The organism is Lactobacillus sp. M44 (assembly GCF_058130005.1).
In genome coordinates, this window is the sequence record NZ_CM176707.1 from 570,702 (window position 1) to 590,254 (window position 19,553).

Here is a 19,553-nt window from a genome sequence, read left to right on the forward strand (position 1 = left end):
TGAATATGAAAAAATATCAACGACAAATAGATAATTGTACTGCAATTTTAGTAGGTAAAGGCGCAACAATTGATGGTTCGACTATTATTGCAAGAGATGAAGATAGTCATGGTGGAATTAATGAAAAGACATATGTTCATTATCCAGCAAAAGACTACGATGAAGACTTCATATCAACTTATAATAATTTGCAAGTTCATTTAACTGGACATGGTTGTGCATGGACTTCAACTCCTAATGCAGATAAAAGTGCTGGACGATGGGATGAACAAGGGATCAATGAATATAATGTTGCAATGAGTGCTACTGAAACAGAAGCAACTAATGCACGTTGTTTAGGACATGATCCATTGGTTTCAAACGGTGTCAATGAAGATTCAATGCTTTATTTAGTATTGCCTTTTATTAAAACTGCTCGCGAGGGTGTCCAACGATTAGGTCAATTAATTGAAAAATATGGTACAGGTGAATCAAATGGGATTGCCTTTAGTGACAATAAAGAAGTCTGGTATTTTGAAACAGGTGCTGGACATCAATGGGTTGCAGCTCAAATTCCAGATGATTCATATGCAATTTGTCCTAATATTATGGTAATTGATCAAATTGATTTTGAAGACCATGATAATTTTATGTATGCATCAACAATCCAAGATTTTGTTGAAAAATATCACTTGAATAATGGCAAAGGTTTTAATTTTAGAAATATTTTTGGAACCCAATCAGAAGCCGATAGTTACTATAACACACCTAGAACTTGGTATGGACAAAAATTATTTAATCCATCAATTGAACAAGAACCAACTAGTCAAAATATGCCTTTTACTAGAAAGCCTGAGCGTAAAATTGCAATAGAAGATGTCGAATTCTTCTTATCAAGCCACTATAATGGCACTCAATATGATCCAATGGATACGTATGCTAGTGGTGATGAAAAAAAACAAAAAATGTTTCGTTCAATTGCTCTTGACCGCAATCAATCAAGTAATATCTTACAAATTAGAAATGATGTTCCAAGTCAATATGCGGCAATTCAATGGATTAACCTTGGCTTTTATGCATACAGTCCATATGTGCCATTCTATGCAAATTGCAATAATACCCCTGCTAATTATCAAGTTGCTGATTCTTATGTTGATGCAAATGCTAGTGCTTATTGGTTATATAAGAGTTTAGAAGTCTTAATAGAGCCTAGGTATCATCAATTTATCAATCAAGTTAATGCATATCGTGATGAATGCCAAAGCTTCGGTGTTGCAAGAATAGATGAGATTGATAATGTTGCAAAAGATTTAGGTGGAACACAATTAACAGACTTTTTGACTAAATCCAATATTGCTACTGCCAACAATGTAACTCAAAGAACTGCTGAATTAATTAGTATTTTGACTAGACAAGCTCTAGAATCATCCGTATACAAATTTGATTTAGGAGATAATTTATAAAAAAGCTTTTTAATTTGTAGCCAGAAAAAATTTCACTTAGAATTAAAGTTGATGAACTAATAAGATCTAGATTTAACTGTGAGAGTATTATGTCTGAAGATAATTTTGTACAAATAAAAGACCTGCATAAGGTTTATGACAATGGATATGAAGCAATTAAAAAGGTAAGTTTTTCTGTAAAAAAAGGAGATCTAGTATGTTTATTAGGTCCTTCTGGATGTGGGAAAACTACGATTTTAAATATGATCGCAGGATTATTGAATCCAACTAGTGGTGATATTTTGTTTGATGGTAAGTCAGTAGTAAAAACTCCACCATCTGAGCGTCAGATAGGGTATGTTTTTCAAAATTATGCACTATATCCACATATGACAGTTTTACAAAATGTAATGTTTCCGTTAACTGTTGGAAAAAATAAAAAAAGCAAACAAGAAGCTGAAAAGATTGCCAGAAAGTATATGGAAATGACACAAATTACTGAATTTGCTAAACAAAAACCTGGACAATTATCTGGAGGTCAGCAGCAGCGTGTTTCAATTGCAAGAGCATTAGTCCAAGAGCCTAAGATATTATTGATGGATGAACCATTAAGTAATTTAGATGCAAGATTACGCTTGAAAATCAGAGAAGAAATCCGTGCATTAGTCAAAGAAGTAGGAATTACGACTTTATTTGTGACCCATGACCAAGAAGAAGCTTTGTCAATTGGGGATAAAATTATTTTATTTAATAAAGGTGTTATCCAGCAAAATGATAATGGGCAAAACTTTTATTTGGAACCAAATAATTATTTTGTGGCTAATTTTATTGGTAATCCGGTAATTGATAATTTTAAAGTGACAATTGAAGATGGCATGGTAAAAGGTGATAATTTCACTTTAGATTTAAAAGATTTTGATCAAAGTAGATTTAAACAAGATAATTTATCAGGTGAATATATCTTGTCTGTTAGACCAGAAAATGTGATTCCTGATATTGATGGTTCAATTAAGGTGCAAGTTAATGATGTGGAATTAATTGGGCGCGAACGAATATTAAAATTTAATAGTGATGGGATGCAGCAACGATCATTAGTTAATTTGGAGCAAAATATCAAACCAGGTGATCAAGTTGCATTCAAGTTGCGTCTGAACCGTGTATTTATCTTTACAAAAGATGGAGAGCGGGTGTACTAAAATGCAAACAAATCAAAAAAAAGCGTGGATTTTTTTAGCACCAACCATTATTTTTGTGACTTTCTTTAGCATTTGGCCAATAATTCGTGCATTTACTATGAGTATGCAAAAAGGTTCATTGATTAATCTAGAATGGACTGGCTTTAGCAATTACAACTATATATTTCATGATCCTGAATTTTGGCGTGCAATGAAAAATACTATTTTATATGCATTAATATCAGTGCCAGTGGGATTAGTTATTTCGATTTTTTTGGCTTGGCTAATTTTTACCCAAGTAAAACATAGTACTTTGGTTGAAGCTACATTTTTTATGCCTTATGTAACAAGCACTATTGCTATAGGTATTGTATTTAGATACATATTTAATGGTGAATATGGGATGTTGAATTTCATTTTGAGATCTGTACATCTGCCAGCACCTAATTGGATTGATGACCCTAATATGAGTTTGACTACGATCATTATCTTTGGGATCTGGACATCTCTAGCATTTAATATAGTTATTTTAATGGGTGCTTTGAGAAATATTAATCCTAATTTTTATACAATTGCTGATATGTATGGTGCAAGTGATTGGGAAAAATTTAGTCGAATCACATTGCCACAACTAGTGCCAACTATAGCGTTTTTATTAACAATGAATATGATTGGAGCATTCAAAGTATATACATCTGTATATGCTTTGTTTAATGGCCAAGCAGGTATTGGAAATTCTGCATCAACCGCAGTATTTTACATTTTTAATAAATTCCAAATGGTAGGAACTCCTGGTGTTGCAATGGCTGCAACTGTAGTATTATTTTTCTTGATTTTATTTGTGACATTCTTGCAACGCAAGATGATGAAAAAGATAGGACGCTACTAAAATGAAAAAAATTCGTTGGGGTACTTTAGTTGCCTATATAATTTTGATTATCTTTGCTATTATTACTGTTTATCCATTTATATATATGATTTTAGGTGGATTAATGAGTTTTAGAGAAACAACAACGATCCCTCCAACTTTATTTCCACATAAATTTAATTGGTCAAATTATAATAAGGTTTTTGCACAAGCTCCATTTGCTAGATACTTTTTGAATACCTTTATTACAGCCTCTGTTACTACTATAGTAAGCTTGTTTAATGCGCTGCTTGGTGCATTTGCAATGACTAATTTAAAATTCAAGGGTAAGGGTATTTTCCAAATGGTATTACTATCTTTATTAATGGTACCTGGAGAAGCAATTATATTTACTAATTACAATACAATTGCTCATTTAGGATTATTGAATACTTATTTGGGATTAGTGTTACCATTTTTAACATCGATTTTTTACATGTATTATTTGCAAAGTTACTTCACCGCAATTTCAGCGACAATTTATAAAGCTGCCAAAATTGATGGTGCAAGTGATTGGGAGTACATTTGGCGGATATTAGTGCCAATGTCTAAAGGAGGATTATTTACAGTAGGGTTATTGAGCTTTATTTCAGGATGGAATGCTTTTTTGTGGCCATTATTAGTAACTAATGAAGATAGTATGCGTTTGTTGAACAATGGATTAACCGCTTTTGCATCTGATGCTGGAGCTGAAACTGAACTTCAATTAGCAGCGGCTACTTTAACCGTGCTTCCAATCTTAATTATTTACTTTATTTTTAGAAAACAGATTATCAATGGAGTAGTGAGAAATGACCTTAAAGCCTGAAAATAAAACAACTATAACTTTTTATAATGGGTTGACTACTATTGGCGGTCCAATGATAGAAATTGCTTATAATAAGTCACATATTTTATTTGATTTAGGGATGGTTTATCGACCAGAATTGAAACTACCTGATGAAAAATATGCAACTTTGATCAAGAATCAATTAATTGGGGATGTACCAAACTTTTATGATCCGAAAATTACTGGCAAATCACTTGATACTAATAGATGGGAACATGCTGGTGCTTATATTTCGCATTTACATTTAGACCACAGTAAGGCGATGAATTTATTGGCTCCTGAAATCCCATTATATACAAGTAAAAATACTGCTAAGTTATTACCAGTATTAAACGAAAATGGTGATTTTTTATTACCTGCTGCAGATCATGAAAAAAATTATACAAGACCAATAATTGCTGCTGAATTTGGCAAACCCATTCAGATTGGCGATTTGATTATGACTGTGTGGCAAAGCGATCATGATGCATATGGTGCTTCTGGATTAATTATTCAAACTCCAGATAAAAAAATTGCTTATACAGGGGATATTCGTTTACATGGATATCATAAAAATTGGGTTGAAAAATTTATTGACCATGCACAAAATTCAGATGTCTTAATTATTGAAGGGACAGGAGTGTCATTTCCTGAACAAATTGGTCAGGAGTTTTCAGGATCAAAAGATGAAACTGGATTAATTGGAGATATTATAAATCTAATTATCAAAAACCCTGATCGTCAAATCACTTTCAATACTTATCCAACTAATATTGATCGCCTGCTTCAGATTATTGATAAATCACCACGCCAAGTAGTGTTACATGCACGTCGTGCCCATTTATTAAAAAAAGCACTGGATATTGATGTGCCATATTATTATTTACCTGATGAAAAAAAGTTTACTGAGCTCAAGCCAGAATTAGTAATAGATTATGATACTTTGTTAAATGATACACAAAGATATTTCTGGCAAGTTGATGCAAATTATGACAAACTTAAGGCGGATGGTTTGTACATTCACAGTAATGCAGAACCACTAGGTGATTTTGATCCTGCTTATCGTCTTTTCATTGATGCTTTGCAAAAAAACAACATTGAATTTGTAGCTTTACGCAATTCAGGTCATGCAGATGCCCATGAGTTGCAGCAAATAATTTCTGGAATAAAGCCCAAAATTTTGATTCCAGTACATACTTTGCATCCTGAGTTGGAAAAAAACCCATTTGGTATAAGGATTTTACCTAAGCGTAACCAAACTATTACGCTTTAGTTTAATCAAAAAAATTTAGTTTAGTTTTATTTTTTATGGAGGCTCGCTCATGAAGTTTGCTAAAAAACTAGCTGCTGTTACAATTGCTGGATTGGCATTAATTGGTCTTAGTGCTTGTTCAAATAAGGGGGAATCTAATAATAGCTCTAGTTCAGAAAAGATTCCAACTAAAATTACTAAAAAAACTCAAGTGATATTTTGGCATGGAATGACAGGTGTACAACAAGCTACATTAAAGACATTAACTGCGCAATTTGAAAAAGATAATCCTAATATTACAGTTAAGCTTGAAAACCAAGGAACTTATCCAGATTTACAAGCAAAAATAAATTCTACTTTGCAATCACCAAATAATCTGCCAACCATTACTCAAGCATATCCTGGATGGTTATGGAGTGCTGCAAATAATAAGATGTTGACTGATATGAAGCCTTATATGACAAGCAAAATTGGCTGGGGTAGTGTAAATGGTGCTGATATTAGAAGTGAATTATTAAAGGGGGCTCAAATTAAGGGTGTCCAATATGGAATTCCATTTAATAAATCAATTGAAGTATTAGTTTATAACCAAGATATGCTTAAAAAATATGGTATAAAAGTGCCAACTACCATGGCTGAATTAAAACAAGCTTCAAAGACAATTTATGAAAAATCTGATCATAAAGTTGTTGGTGCTGGATTTGATTCATTGTCTAATTACTACACATTAGGGATGAAGGATCGCGGCGTAAACTTTACTGATAAGATTAACTTCACAGGTAAAGATTCTAAAGCTGTCATTAATTACTATGCAGATGGTGTTAAGGCTGGATACTTTAGAACAGCGGGATCTGAGCATTACTTATCAGGTCCATTTGCTAATGAAAAAGTTGCAATGTTTATTGGAACTTCAGCAAGTGAAGGATTTGTTAAAAAGGGTGTAGGTAACAAATTTACTTATGGAGTAGCTCCTCGTCCATCTGAATACACTATGCAACAAGGTACTGATATTTATATGTTCTCAAAGGCTTCTGCAATGCAAAAAGCAGCTGCATTTAAATACATTAAATTCTTAGTATCAAAGAGTTCACAACTTACTTGGGCAAATAAGACAGGATATATTCCAGTTAACCAAAGTGTAATTAACTCAAAAGAATATAAAGATAACAAGTCTTTGAAATTACCTGCTAAATTAGATAAGGCTATGAAGCACTTATATAGCTTACCAGTGGCTAAGAATTCAAATGCTACTTACAGTCAAATGAATACTATTATGCAAAATATTTTATCTGCCGCAGCTAAAAAGCAAAACATTAACTCGCAAATTGAAAATGGTAAAGCTAAATTTGATGCTGCATGGAAGCAATAAAATTTTACTGATAAAGACTGAATTGAAGAATCAATCATTTAATAAATGACTGGTTCTTTTTCTTTGAACTTGTTTTTTGTATAGTAAAAAGCATAAAAAAATAAATTCTTTTCAAAAAAATTTGACGCAAGTTCCAAATTAGGGTATAGTATTTTGTGTTGGTAAGAAATTACCAAGGTATTGGGTTATAGCCAAGCGGTAAGGCAACGGTTTTTGGTGTCGTCATGCGCTGGTTCGAATCCAGCTAACCCAATTAAAATAAGAACTTTAATGTTTCAATTAACATTAGAGCTTTTTATTTTAAATTATAATTTTTTCATAGTAAGTACCTATATTGGAGGAGTAGCGAAGTGGCTAAACGCGGCGGTCTGTAAAACCGCTCTCTCTGAGTTCGGTGGTTCGAATCCACTCTCCTCCACTATATTGGGTTATAGCCAAGCGGTAAGGCAACGGTTTTTGGTGTCGTCATGCGCTGGTTCGAATCCAGCTAACCCAATTGTTCTTAGATATGAACACCCAACCCGACGAATAGACGTTTCAGTAATGAGACGTCTTTTTGTTTTGGAAGCATATATAAGATAAATTTGGATAATTATAGTAAAATATATAGAAGCTTTTAGATAGGATGTGACAAGTTGCCTAGAATAATTCATATTGGTGAAGACACATTTGAAACAGATTGGGATGAAGCTTTAACTTCACTTAAAATTGATGATGTTCTGATATTAAAGCCAGGATTTTATCAACTACCAAAAGATATTTTATTTAAAGATATAACAATTAAAGGAACAGGGTCTACTCCAGAAGATACAGTTCTTTTAGGGTATATCGGATTAAAACAAGATGCAAAATACTTAAATTTAGAAAATCTTTGTTTAGACAATCAAACAGACCACAACGCATTATTCATACCTACTATGGCTGATGCTTATTTAACTCTGCGCAATTTTGTGTTACGGGTTAATAAAGATGATATTGCAGCAATTGCGATTAATGGGAAAAGTACAGTTGAATTATATTCATCTAAAATTATTGGTGGGAGTGTCTCATTTTTTAAGACTGCTGATTTTAGATTAGAGATGAATGATACTTTTATTGACTATTATTCAGATGAATATTGTGCGTTGGCACTAGAAGGACATGGAACTGCTGTGATTAATAATAGTAAAATCATTGGCAGTTTAAATACTTTTTCTGAATCAAATGTCGAGATCAACTTGAACAATAGTATCCTTAGCTTTTTGATTTTGCATGGTCAAGCCTGGCTAAATATGTTAAGTACTAAGATTTTGGACAAGAGCGATAGTTGTTTTATGGCAGATGATAATTCTTGGGTGAATTTAATTGACTCAACTTTTGCTGGGGGGATTTACTTCGACAAAAATGTTCGAGTGATTATGCAAAATTGTCGAGCAGATCGATTAATTGCGGTCAATAAAGCTGATTTAACTATTCAAAATTCTATATTTAGCTCACATGCGGATTTTCAAGATGAAGTGAATTGTTATGCAGATCAAGTTACTTTTAATGGAACTTTTGAATTTGAATATTATTTAGCCATGAGTGGTAATGCCTCATTAATTGGAAAAAACTTAATTTTAAATAGTAATACTGCAATTATGGCGATCTTAGATAATGCCAAAATAAATGCACAGATATTACATAGTGATAAAGATCCAATAGATATTAAATGTGATCATGGTTCTAATATAAAAATAACAAATTGTAATTGGAAACAAATTAATGATTAAAGTTTTAAATGCTGCAATATAGACCAATCTGTATTACAATAAAGATAATTTAAAAAGAACGAATTAATTAGAGGCAACAAAAATGCAAGAACCAATATATATTCGAATTCATAACCAAATAAAAAAGAATATCGAAAATCAAGTTTATAAAGTAGGTCAAAGAATTCCAGCTGAAAGACAATTAGCATTGCAATTTCATGTATCACGTATGACATTGAGACAGGCAATTAAGACACTAGAAGATGAAGGGATTTTAGAGCGTAGATTAGGTAGTGGAACTTATGTTGCTAGTCAAAAAGTACAAGAAAAAATGTCTGGTGTTATGAGTTTTACTGAAATAATGGAAGCTAATGATCAGATTCCATCAAGTAAATTAATATCATATCGAATTACCCAACCATCTTTATCAGAACGTGAGAGATTGCATTTAGCTGAAGGTGATAAAGTATTGAGAATGGAGCGAATTCGTTTTGGTGATTCAATTCCAATTTGTTACGAAGTAGTTACTATTCCTGCAACTTTAATTGAAAAGTTTTCTAAAAAAGATATTTCAACCAGCCTTTATAAAACCTTAGAAGAAAAGGGTGGATACAAAATCGGCAAAGTGATCGAATATATTGGCGCTAGTGTCGCTAATGAAAATGACGCTAAGTTACTTGAAATTCACAAAGGTGAAGCTATGGTAACTAGAAGACAAGTAACTGAATTAGATAATGGAAAACCATTTGAATATACTCGTGCTTTTTATGTAGCTGATAGATTTGAATTTACCTTTTCAAGATAAAAATAAAGCAATGATTTAACTTGCAAGCAAAACAAGTTATTCATTGCTTTTTATTTTAGGTCTTTTTTAATTTTTGAAGTTGAAATTCCAGGAGTTCTTGGTAAGTATACTACTTTACAATAAGGCTTCAAAAAGTCAAACTTGCCCTTCCAGTCATCACCCATTACAAAGGTATCAATGTCATATTTTTTAACATCTTTAACCTTTTGATCCCAGTCTTTTTCAGGAATTACTTCATCCACATAACGAATAGCTTCTAAGATATATTTGCGATCATGGTAGCTGTTGTATGCTTCTTTATGTTTTTTGAATTCATTAAATTCATCTGTAGATAATCCTACAATTAAATAATCACCCAATTCTTTTGCTCTTTTTAATAATCTTACATGACCATAATGTAGTAGGTCAAAAGTCCCATAAGTGATAACTTTCTTCATAAAAATCTCCTCATAACTTACATCTTGTTCATAATAGCATATTTTATTGAAGAAAACGTAAAGCTTTAAGCTAATTACAAAGATATTTGATAAAATAATTTAAATAGGATGGACGAAATGAAAACTTTACTTTTTAAATTATATTTATTTACAATGCGTATAATTGCGCACTTTACTATAACTGATAACTCATATGTAGTTTTAAATGGTGCTGGCAGGTCTGGATCTAATGGGTATGTGTTTTATCAATACATGCAAAAAAATCATCCAGAACTAAAGGGCTATTTAATTGAACCTTGGCCAAGTTCTCACTTGAAATTGCACCAATGGTTATTAATTGGAAAAGCAAAATATATTTTTACTACTCACCAACCATTTAAAATAAAAAATTCTCAAATATGTGTATCTTTTTGGCATGGAGTTCCCTTGAAGCGTATGGGATTATTAGCTGAAAATACTGATTTAAAAAATGATTTACATAATCAAAAAATCTGGGAACAAAAAGCAGATGTTGCAGCATCTTGTTCTGCTTTATATGAAACTTTGATGAGTGCTTGTATAGGAATTGAAGGTAATAAATATCAAAAAACTGGTTTTCCTAGAATTGATGCACTAAAAAATCCTGCAATTTCTAAAAAACAATTATTAGAAGATTTATTTGATCAAGTTGATTCTGATGCAAAAATTGGGATTTACATGCCAACTTTTAGATATGAATTAGAACTTACAAAAGTTATGAAACAAATTGAAAGTGGTAACTTTTTTGCCTTTGATAATTTTGATGGGGATGAGTTAAATCAAAATTTAAAGCAAAATCATCAATACCTAATAGTTAAATTGCATCCCTATGAGATGAAATTAGTGCATGATCAACACTACGACTATAGCAATATTACTTTTTTGAGCAACGATTATTTATTTGATAAAAATCTTGACCTTTATCAGCTATTAGGTCAGACGGACTATTTAATTACTGATTTTTCTTCAATTTATTTTGATTATTTATATTTGAATAAACCAATTTATTTTGTAACTAATTATTTGACCCAATACCAACAAAAACGTGGATTACTGCTTGAACCATATAAAGATATAGTCCCAGGAAAATGCATTAATTCACAACTTGAGTTAATACAAATAATCAATCACGCAACAGATAATTATGGAGTGTGCAGACAATATTGGTTAAAGCAAATCAATCAAGTTGATGGTGAAGATTATTGTCAAAATGTTTATGAACGTATTTTTGAGAGGTAAAGCATAAGTGAAGAAAACATTACTAAATATTTTTTATAATGCAATTTATCAAATCTTTTTGGTTTTAGTTCCTTTAATTACTGTTCCTTATTTATCAAGAGTGCTAGGACCGAAAACTTATGGTATTTACAGCAGTGTGAATAATACTATACAGTTTTTGATGGTTTTTTGTACTTTATCTGTATCTTACATTGGGATGAGAACAATCTCTAGAACTCGAGCTACTAGTACTCCTGAAGAATTAACAGAAGCTTTTTGGGGATTATGGTATTTTCAAGGGATTGCAGGATTGATCACAATAGTTATTACTGTTTCATTTGCGATAGTAACTAAGATGCAATATTGGAATTTTTTTATTTTAATGGTTCCATATTTAATTTCTGCTCAATTTGATATTTCATGGTTTTTCCAAGGATTAGCAGACTTTGGCCGAGTTGTATTAAGAAATACCCTAGTAAAACTAACTAGTGTTGTTTTGATTTTACTTTTAGTAAAGTCTCCAGCGGATTTATGGAAGTATTTTTTGATAGTGTCCGTTTCTACAATGCTTGGATCCTTTGTATTTTGGGTAGGAATTCGAGAATATGTAGGACATCCTACAAAATATTTTTATAAATTCCGTGAAAGTGTAAAAGCAATCATTATTTTGTTAATTCCACAGATTGCAACCCAAGTTTATACATCACTAGATAAGCCAATTTTGAATGCTTTCCAAAATTCTACACAAGTATCTTACTATGATAATTCACAAAAAATCTCAACTATGATTTTAGGTGTGATTACTAGTATTACTTTAGTTATGATGCCTAAAATGGCTAGTGAAGGTAAAGAAAGGCAAAAAACTGTTTTAAGAAAGTCACTTGAAGCAACAGTAATGCTTGGAACGCTGTTTGCAGTGGTAGTTATGGTTAATACTAAGCAATTTGTACCATTCTTTTTTGGGGCAAAATATATACCAATGACTCCTTTGATGTTTTTCTTCACTTTGACTATTATTATCATTCCCATGGGTGGAGTTTTTGCAAACCAATTTGCTTTAGCTAATAAACGAGATCGTGATTATGCAGTGCCAGTTATTGTTGGGGCGCTATTAGAAATTGCACTAAGTGTGATTTTAGATCGTACATTAGGTGCAGCAGGAGCTATGATCTCAATATTGACTACAGAGTTAGTCGTTTTGATTTTGAGATTATGGATTGTTCGTGATGGATATAACTTTAGATATGTGTTCCATGATATTCCTAAGTACTTTTTGATTGCATTAATCAGTTTTGGAATTGGAATGGTAGTACCTAACATTATCCATTCTGCCTTTTTGAATATGGCATTTAAGTCCATAATTGTTATGATTTTATATACAGGATTAATGTTTTTATTTAAACTTGATCTAAATCAGGATATTATAGTGTTAGTAAAGCGTATGCTAAAAAGAGATTCTCGAGGATAATTTATGAATAAAGTTTCTATACTTGGTGTCAATTTCGATAATATGACCCTTAATCAATTTAAAAATGTTTTTATTAATCGATTGAATAATCATCTATCAACTCTAGTTGTAACTGCTAATCCAGAGATTGTAATGGCCGCAAATGAAAATCCAGAATTTATGAAGTTGATCAATCAAGATGCTGATTATGTAACAGCTGACGGTATTGGTATTATAAAAGGCGCTAAATGGTTGAAAAATCCACTGCCAGAACGAGTAACTGGTTATGATTTATTTACATGGTTTTTATATGTAGCTAATTTACGTAGTCTAAAAGTATATTTGATTGGCGCAAAGCCTGAAGTAATTGATGCAGTAAAACAAAAAATTGATCAAAATTATCCTAATATTAATCTAGTAGGTGCAGATGATGGTTATTTTAAAAATACCCTAGATGTAGTTGCTAATAAAATTGCGAATACTCAACCAGATATGGTATTTGCAGCATTAGGTTATCCAAAGCAAGAACAATTACTAGCAATATTGCGATCAGAAGCAGTTCCTGCAATGATGATGGGTGTAGGGGGCAGCTTTGATGTGTTTTCTGGAATGGTCAAAAGAGCGCCAGAAGCTTTTCAAAAAACGCATATGGAGTGGTTTTATCGCTTGATAAAAGAACCTACGCGTTTCAAGAGAATGATGGTTTTACCTAAATATGTTACTGAGGTAAGAAAAGAAAAGAGAAGGCATAGAAAATGAAAGTTTTACATGTTAATGCAGGCTCAGAAAATGGCGGTGGATTATTTCATATTATAAATTTACTCACCGAGGCTAAAAAAAGTAAGCAAAATTTTGAATTATTGACATTTGAAGATGGACCAGTTGCTAAAGCTGCCAGACAAAATGGCATTAAAGTATTTACTTTTAATGCAAAAAGCAGATATAACTTATCTATCTTAAAAAAGTTGACGAAATTTATTAATGACAACAACTTTGATATCGTACATACTCATGGTGCCAGAGCAAACTTATATCTGTCATTAATTCATAAAAAAATTAATGCTAAATGGTTAATTACTGTACACTCTGATCCAACTAAAGATTTTGAGGGTAGGAGTTTAATTGGAGAAGTATTTACCAAGTTAAACATTCGCGCTTTAAAACAAGCAGATGGCGTAATTGCAATAACTAATAATTTTGCTAGATTACTAATAAATAGAATTGGTATCAAGGTTAATAAGGTTTTTGTGATTTATAATGGTATATTTTTCCATTCAATAAAGCAAATCCTTAAAAAATATGCTCATCCATACTTCAATTTAGTAAATGTAGCACGAACAGAAAAAATCAAAGGTCAAGAGTTGTTAATTCAAGCAGTTGCTGATATCAATGACCCTAATATGCGGCTACATATTGCAGGTGATGGCAGTGAATTAAACAATCTTAAAAACTTAGCTAAAACTTTAGGCATTAATAATAAAGTTATCTTCCATGGCTTTATGAGTCATGGTAAATTAACTGAGCTATATCGCAGAATGGACTTAGCAGTATTAACTTCTTATTCAGAGAGTTTCCCATTAGTTTTACTAGAAGCTGCAGATAATTTGATTCCCATCTTGTCAACTGACGTAGGTGATATTGAAAAGATGATTCCTAATGAAAGCTATGGCTTTGTGGCACAGATTGGTAGTGTTTCTTCAATCAAAGAGCAGATTGTCAATGCAAGAAATAAAACTCAACTTCAATTAGATGAGATGGCTAGAAAAGAAAAAGATTATTTAGTTGAGAACTTTTCTATGAAAAATCAACTAGCAGCTATTTTAAAAATTTATCAGGTGGTTTTAAATGACTAAAGACTATAAGACCAAGATATTAATTTGGCTGTTAGGATTTAGTCCACTAGTGAGTGCAATTGTCCAGACTGCAGGTGGGTTTGTTGGAGAGTTTGCAGTTAATGGTACTTATGCTTTAGTAGCTGCACTGGTTTTTGTCTTTATTCCTAATATTAGAGATTTTGATCAATGGTTTTTAGAAAAAACAAATAGTATTTCAACTTTAGTCTTAGCATTAATTTCAGTTTTAGGTATAAACAAAATAATATTGTATCCACAAAATATTATTTTGTTTTTTGTACCATTAACTTTTGCTGGCAGCCTGTATTTTTTAGAGCGACATTATAATATCAAAAATATTTTGATTTTATTAATCAATTTATATCTAGGATGGGCAAATGTTGTAGATGTTAGTTCACTCTTATTTTTATTGATCATTAGTACTGGTATCTTAATATATCTAATTAGAGGTTTTATTACTCAGACTTTAGTTATACAAAGATCTGTCTTATTTTTATATTTAATAAGTGCAATTATTATTTTCTTCACTTATACGCTTGATACTGAATCTTTCCCAATAATTGTGACGGTTGGTGCAATTACACCGATTATTTTAACTGTTGTCTTAGCATTTTTTATTGTTAGATTCCAAAAAAAAATATACTTTAACATTCGTTTAGTTTATAGCTTATTTACACTAATCATGATTCAGCAAGCAGCGGTTATTGTATCTAAGATTCAATTTAATCCAATGATGCTGATATTGACTTTCGTTTATAGTGTTTGCTTATTTAATATTTTTGGCAATAAAAAATTAAAAATGCAAGACACAAAGATTTCGGTCATTATTCCTACTTATAATGGTGGAGACACTATTGTTAAGACATTGCAATCTGTCATTATGCAAAACTACTTAAATTGGGAGATTGTCATAATGGATGATGGTTCAACAGATAATACTGGGATAGTGATCAAGAATTTTCTTGCTAATAATAAATTGCCAATTAGATATTATTATCAAAAAAACCAAGATCAATTAAACGCAATTAAACATGCTTTATCCTATATTACTGGACAAGTAGTTTATATTTTGCACTCAGATGATGTGTTGCATTCAAAAAATGTCTTTAAATTAGGCATTGATAGTCTACAAAGTGAAAATAGTGATGGAGTATTCATTAATTTGCAAGAAATTGATGGGCAAAATAATTCACTAAAAACCATTAAAACTAAATCATATTATTTAAGCAATGCAACATTAGTGAAAGCTGCTCTTGCCAATGGTCGTAATCCATTTGTAGATTTTGCTTTTTGGCAAAGAAAGTCCTTTGAAAAATATGTTAAGCAAAATTATCTAACTGATAATTTGCCTGCTTGGTATAATGCAAAACAAAATTCTGGTTTAAAAATGGTTAATGGTAATTTTATTGGGTTAAATTATCGCATTTTTGAAGGGAATTATTTAAATTCAAGTGATGGTAGTGTCAATGTTTTATCTGGAGAATTACGACTATTGCATCATTTATTAGCACACTTTGTTATTCCTCAGTTTAACTTGCAGTCAGTTTGGTCAAGAGGCATGAATAAGCTGCATTTATCAACTTTATGCCCAGTATTTTATAGAAAAGGCAAAACTCAGTTAAATGGAATTACTCAAAAAGTAATTAAATTGCGCCTAAAAGATTTTTCTCATCCCTATATACATACTATAGTTCAATTTGTAGAAAATTATGATCCTAAAAAAACTACAACAGTGATAATTCCAGAACGTATAAAAATATATCATGGTGCAGATATTAGATTGTTTAACAGAGCTTTGGGCAGGGATCAACTTGAACCATTTTATTATGAATTCATGGAAATATTGTCAAAAGGCTATGGGACAATAGAGGTATCAGCGCTGCAAAGAGATAAGTTAAGTCAATTATTAGAATTTTTTACAATTAGAGATTATGTAAAGATTAAGGAGAAAAAATGATACCGAAGATAATTCATTATGTTTGGGTTGGAGGCAACCCTAAACCCAAGGCAATTCAAACTTGTATGAAAACTTGGAAGAAGCATTTAAAAGACTACAAAATTATTGAATGGAATGAAGATAATTTTGACATTCATGAAAATAAATATGTCGAACAGGCATATAAGGCAAAAAAGTGGGCCTTTGTATCAGATTATATCAGAGCTAAGGCTATTTATGAATATGGTGGAATTTATTTAGATACAGATGTTTTGGTTTTAGATAATTTAGAAAGTTTGCTAAATAATCGTGCCTTTGTAGGATTTGAGAACAAGGATAATCCATTTACCGCAGTTTTTGGTGCTGAAAAACATCACCATTTGATTAAACAAATGCTTGATTATTATAATAATCGCGACTTTGAATTTGATTCAAATGATCAAATGGCTGGAGTTAATACGGTATCTGTTTCAGATATTTTGAAAAAAAATTATGGTGCCAAACCAAATGACCAAGAGCAATGGCTGACTTATGGAATTCATGTTTATCCAGATGGTGTATTATGTAATCCTTCAAAAAATTCTAAAACTATTCATGTTTTTACTGGAACTTGGATGGAGGGGGAAAAGCCTTTAAAGCGTAAAATTGTTACAGCATTAAAATTAAGAATAAGAACTCCCTTTGAAGCAGGATTATATGCAAAAATATTTAGATAAAAATTGCGTTGTGATATACAACGCTTTTTGTTTTTGAGTATAATATTAAGCAATATAAGTATTTGGAGAAATAAAAAAATGATCAATTCACAATTAAAAAAAGATGATTCGCTTGCACTTCATACTGATCTTTATGAAATTAATATGATGTATACCTACTTTAAAAAAGGAATCGCTGATCGTGATTCTGTTTTTGAAGTGTTTTTCAGACAAGAGCCCTTTGGTAATGGTTTTGCAGTATTTGCTGGATTAGAGCGTGTAATTGAGTATATAAACACACTTAAATTTAGCGAATCTGATTTAGAATATCTAAAAAAAGAAGAAGGCTATGAAGATAGCTTTATCGATTATTTACGTAATCTTAAATTGAAATTAAGTGTCAGATCTGTTAAAGAAGGTGAGCTAGTTTTCCCTAATGAACCAATTATGCAAATTGAAGGTTCATTAGCTCAAGCACAGCTTGTTGAAACAACAATTTTAAATGTAATTAATTTTCAAACACTTCTTGCAACTAAAGCTGCAAGAATTAAATTGTCTGTTGGGACAGATGGTTTAATGGAATTTGGGACGCGACGTGCCCAAGAAACAAGTGCAGCTATTTGGGGAGCAAGAGCGGCATATATTGGAGGATTTGATTCAACTAGCAACGTACGCGCAGGAAAATTATTTGGAATTCCAATATCTGGTACACATGCTCATGCGTTAGTTCAAGCATTTGGCAGTGAATATGATGCATTTAAAGCATATGCACAAACTCATAAAAATGTAGTATTTTTAGTGGATACTTATGATACCATCCGCAGCGGAGTTCCTAATGCAATTAAAGTTGCTAAAGAAATGGGTGACAAAATAAACTTTTTAGGTGTTAGAATTGATTCAGGCGATATGGCATATATTTCTAAACAAGTCCGCAAACAACTAGATGATGCTGGATTCAAAGATGCTAAGATTTTTGCTTCAAATGATTTGGATGAAAATACAATCACTAACTTAAAAATGCAAGGTGCAAAAATTGATGTTTGGGGAATTGGTACTAAGTTTATTACAGCCTATGATCAACCTGCATTAGGAGCTGTATATAAATTAGTTTCAATTGAAGATGCTGAAGGAAAAATGCGTGATACTTTGAAGATATCTTCAAATACCATCAAGATTTCAACTCCAGGTAAAAAACAAGTCTGGAGAATAACATCTAATATCAAAAAGAAAAATGACGGTGATTGGGTTTCACGCTATGGTGAAGATCCTCGAAAATTCAAGGCATTATTCATGTTCCACCCACAATATACTTATATTAATAAAGTTGTGACTAACTTTACTGCTCGTCCTTTATTACAAGATGTTTTTGTTAATGGTAAGCAAGTATATCAAGAGCCGAAGCTTATTGAAATAAAAAATACAGTAGCTAAAAACCTTGATGGTTTATGGGATGAATATAAGCGTAGTTTGAATCCACAAGAATATCCAGTTGATTTATCTCAAAGCTTATATGAAAGCAAAATGGAAATGATTAACCACATTCGCATAAAAATTCGCAAGAGAGGCATTAAATAAATGACACCATTACAGAAAAAAATTGTTGCATATGAAAAGGTTTTACCCCAGATTGAACCTAAAAAAGAGATTCGTAAATCAGTTGATTTTATGAAAAATTATCTAAAGGCTAATCCATTTATCAAATCTTATGTGTTAGGGATATCTGGTGGACAAGATTCTACATTAGCTGGAAAACTAGCTCAAATGGCAATTAGTGAAATGAGACAAGAAACTGGTGATCAATCTTATCAATTTATTGCTGTAAGATTACCATATGGAGTTCAAGCCGATGCTCAAGATGCTGCAGATGCAGTTGAATTTCAAAAGCCTGATCAAGATTTAATTGTAAATATAAAAAAGCCAGTTGACGCAATGGTTGAAACACTAAATGACGCAGGTGTAGAAATATCTGATTTTAATAAAGGTAATATCAAAGCTCGCCAAAGAATGGTAGTTCAATATGCAATAGCTGGTGCAAATAAAGGTGCTGTTATTGGAACTGACCATGCTGCAGAAAATATTACTGGATTTTTTACTAAATATGGTGATGGTGCAGCTGATTTAACTCCATTATTTAGATTAGATAAAAGACAAGGTAAAGCATTATTAAAAGAATTAGGTGCACCAGAGCACTTATATTTGAAGACTCCAACAGCAGACTTAGAAGAAGATCGTCCAAGTCTGCCAGATGAAAAGGCGCTAGGCGTAACTTATACTCAGATTGATGATTATTTAGAAGGTAAAGAGATAGATCCTAAAGCTGCAGAAAAAATTGAAAACTGGTGGAAAAAAAGTGAACATAAGCGTCATTTGCCAGTAACAATTTTTGATGATTATTATAAAAGATAAGTAATGCTTGTTTTCTACTATAAAATTTTTGTATAATAAAACATGACATGAGGGAGTAACTGCAAGTTATATTGTG

General features: G+C 31.6%; 17 protein-coding genes and 3 tRNA genes. 19 read left to right on the plus strand and 1 reads right to left on the minus strand.

Annotation, left to right across the window (positions count from 1 at the left end):
• The first annotated feature begins 5 nt into the window (after window positions 1-5).
• The 11 genes from AC38BG_RS02800 (at window position 6) to AC38BG_RS02850 (ending at window position 9,467) form a co-directional block, all read left to right on the plus strand.
• Window positions 6-1,442 (plus strand): C69 family dipeptidase, encoded by a 1,437-nt coding sequence (locus tag AC38BG_RS02800; RefSeq protein ID WP_489937830.1) that lies wholly within the window; start codon window positions 6-8, stop codon window positions 1,440-1,442.
• A gap of 89 nt (window positions 1,443-1,531) precedes the next feature.
• The gene (locus tag AC38BG_RS02805) at window positions 1,532-2,617 is read left to right on the plus strand and encodes an ABC transporter ATP-binding protein (RefSeq protein WP_489937649.1); all 1,086 of its coding nucleotides are present in this window, start codon (window positions 1,532-1,534) and stop codon (window positions 2,615-2,617) included.
• 1 nt (window position 2,618) lies between these two features.
• Window positions 2,619-3,485 carry a carbohydrate ABC transporter permease gene (locus AC38BG_RS02810; protein WP_489937650.1) on the plus strand — a complete coding sequence of 289 codons (867 nt, stop codon included), beginning with the start codon at window positions 2,619-2,621 and terminating at the stop codon, window positions 3,483-3,485.
• 1 nt (window position 3,486) lies between these two features.
• Window positions 3,487-4,311 (plus strand): carbohydrate ABC transporter permease, encoded by an 825-nt coding sequence (locus AC38BG_RS02815; RefSeq protein WP_489937651.1) that lies wholly within the window; start codon window positions 3,487-3,489, stop codon window positions 4,309-4,311.
• Window positions 4,295-5,584 (plus strand): MBL fold metallo-hydrolase, encoded by a 1,290-nt coding sequence (locus AC38BG_RS02820; protein ID WP_489937652.1) that lies wholly within the window; start codon window positions 4,295-4,297, stop codon window positions 5,582-5,584. Before AC38BG_RS02815 ends, AC38BG_RS02820 begins: the two co-directional genes overlap by 17 nt.
• Before the next feature lie 49 nt (window positions 5,585-5,633).
• Entirely contained in the window at window positions 5,634-6,932 is a 1,299-nt protein-coding gene (locus AC38BG_RS02825) for an extracellular solute-binding protein (RefSeq protein WP_489937653.1), read from the plus strand.
• A 181-nt stretch (window positions 6,933-7,113) separates the two neighbouring features.
• Window positions 7,114-7,185, plus strand: a tRNA-Gln gene (locus AC38BG_RS02830).
• 83 nt (window positions 7,186-7,268) lie between these two features.
• Window positions 7,269-7,350, plus strand: a tRNA-Tyr gene (locus AC38BG_RS02835).
• 6 nt (window positions 7,351-7,356) lie between these two features.
• Window positions 7,357-7,428 (plus strand) — tRNA-Gln (locus tag AC38BG_RS02840).
• A gap of 139 nt (window positions 7,429-7,567) precedes the next feature.
• A complete protein-coding gene (locus AC38BG_RS02845; RefSeq protein ID WP_489937654.1) occupies window positions 7,568-8,683 on the plus strand; it encodes a hypothetical protein in 1,116 nt (371 codons plus the stop codon).
• An 82-nt stretch (window positions 8,684-8,765) separates the two neighbouring features.
• Window positions 8,766-9,467, plus strand: a complete 702-nt coding sequence (locus AC38BG_RS02850) for a GntR family transcriptional regulator (RefSeq protein WP_489937655.1) — start codon at window positions 8,766-8,768, stop codon at window positions 9,465-9,467.
• Window positions 9,468-9,517: 50 nt separating this feature from the next.
• Here AC38BG_RS02850 and tagD read toward each other — a convergent pair whose 3' ends face one another.
• The gene (gene tagD, locus AC38BG_RS02855) at window positions 9,518-9,904 is read right to left on the minus strand and encodes a glycerol-3-phosphate cytidylyltransferase (protein WP_489937656.1); all 387 of its coding nucleotides are present in this window, start codon (window positions 9,902-9,904) and stop codon (window positions 9,518-9,520) included.
• 117 nt (window positions 9,905-10,021) lie between these two features.
• On the opposite strand from tagD, the gene AC38BG_RS02860 reads away from it, so the two are divergent.
• The 8 genes from AC38BG_RS02860 (at window position 10,022) to nadE (ending at window position 19,477) form a co-directional block, all read left to right on the plus strand.
• Window positions 10,022-11,161 carry a CDP-glycerol glycerophosphotransferase family protein gene (locus AC38BG_RS02860; RefSeq protein WP_489937657.1) on the plus strand — a complete coding sequence of 380 codons (1,140 nt, stop codon included), beginning with the start codon at window positions 10,022-10,024 and terminating at the stop codon, window positions 11,159-11,161.
• Window positions 11,162-11,168: 7 nt separating this feature from the next.
• Window positions 11,169-12,608 carry an oligosaccharide flippase family protein gene (locus AC38BG_RS02865; protein ID WP_489937658.1) on the plus strand — a complete coding sequence of 480 codons (1,440 nt, stop codon included), beginning with the start codon at window positions 11,169-11,171 and terminating at the stop codon, window positions 12,606-12,608.
• 3 nt (window positions 12,609-12,611) lie between these two features.
• Window positions 12,612-13,346 (plus strand): WecB/TagA/CpsF family glycosyltransferase, encoded by a 735-nt coding sequence (locus tag AC38BG_RS02870; RefSeq protein ID WP_489937659.1) that lies wholly within the window; start codon window positions 12,612-12,614, stop codon window positions 13,344-13,346.
• Complete coding sequence (locus tag AC38BG_RS02875; protein ID WP_489937660.1) at window positions 13,343-14,440, plus strand: glycosyltransferase; 1,098 nt, start codon at window positions 13,343-13,345, stop codon at window positions 14,438-14,440. The genes AC38BG_RS02870 and AC38BG_RS02875 overlap by 4 nt, the downstream gene beginning before the upstream one ends.
• On the plus strand, window positions 14,433-16,397 hold the full coding sequence (locus AC38BG_RS02880) for a glycosyltransferase family 2 protein (RefSeq protein WP_489937661.1): 1,965 nt from the start codon (window positions 14,433-14,435) through the stop codon (window positions 16,395-16,397). Before AC38BG_RS02875 ends, AC38BG_RS02880 begins: the two co-directional genes overlap by 8 nt.
• On the plus strand, window positions 16,394-17,092 hold the full coding sequence (locus AC38BG_RS02885) for a glycosyltransferase family 32 protein (RefSeq protein WP_489937662.1): 699 nt from the start codon (window positions 16,394-16,396) through the stop codon (window positions 17,090-17,092). The genes AC38BG_RS02880 and AC38BG_RS02885 overlap by 4 nt, the downstream gene beginning before the upstream one ends.
• A 78-nt stretch (window positions 17,093-17,170) precedes the next feature.
• Entirely contained in the window at window positions 17,171-18,646 is a 1,476-nt protein-coding gene (locus AC38BG_RS02890; RefSeq protein ID WP_489937663.1) for a nicotinate phosphoribosyltransferase, read from the plus strand.
• Window positions 18,647-19,477 (plus strand): NAD(+) synthase, encoded by an 831-nt coding sequence (gene nadE, locus AC38BG_RS02895; RefSeq protein WP_489937664.1) that lies wholly within the window; start codon window positions 18,647-18,649, stop codon window positions 19,475-19,477.
• The last annotated feature ends 76 nt before the right edge of the window (window positions 19,478-19,553 follow it).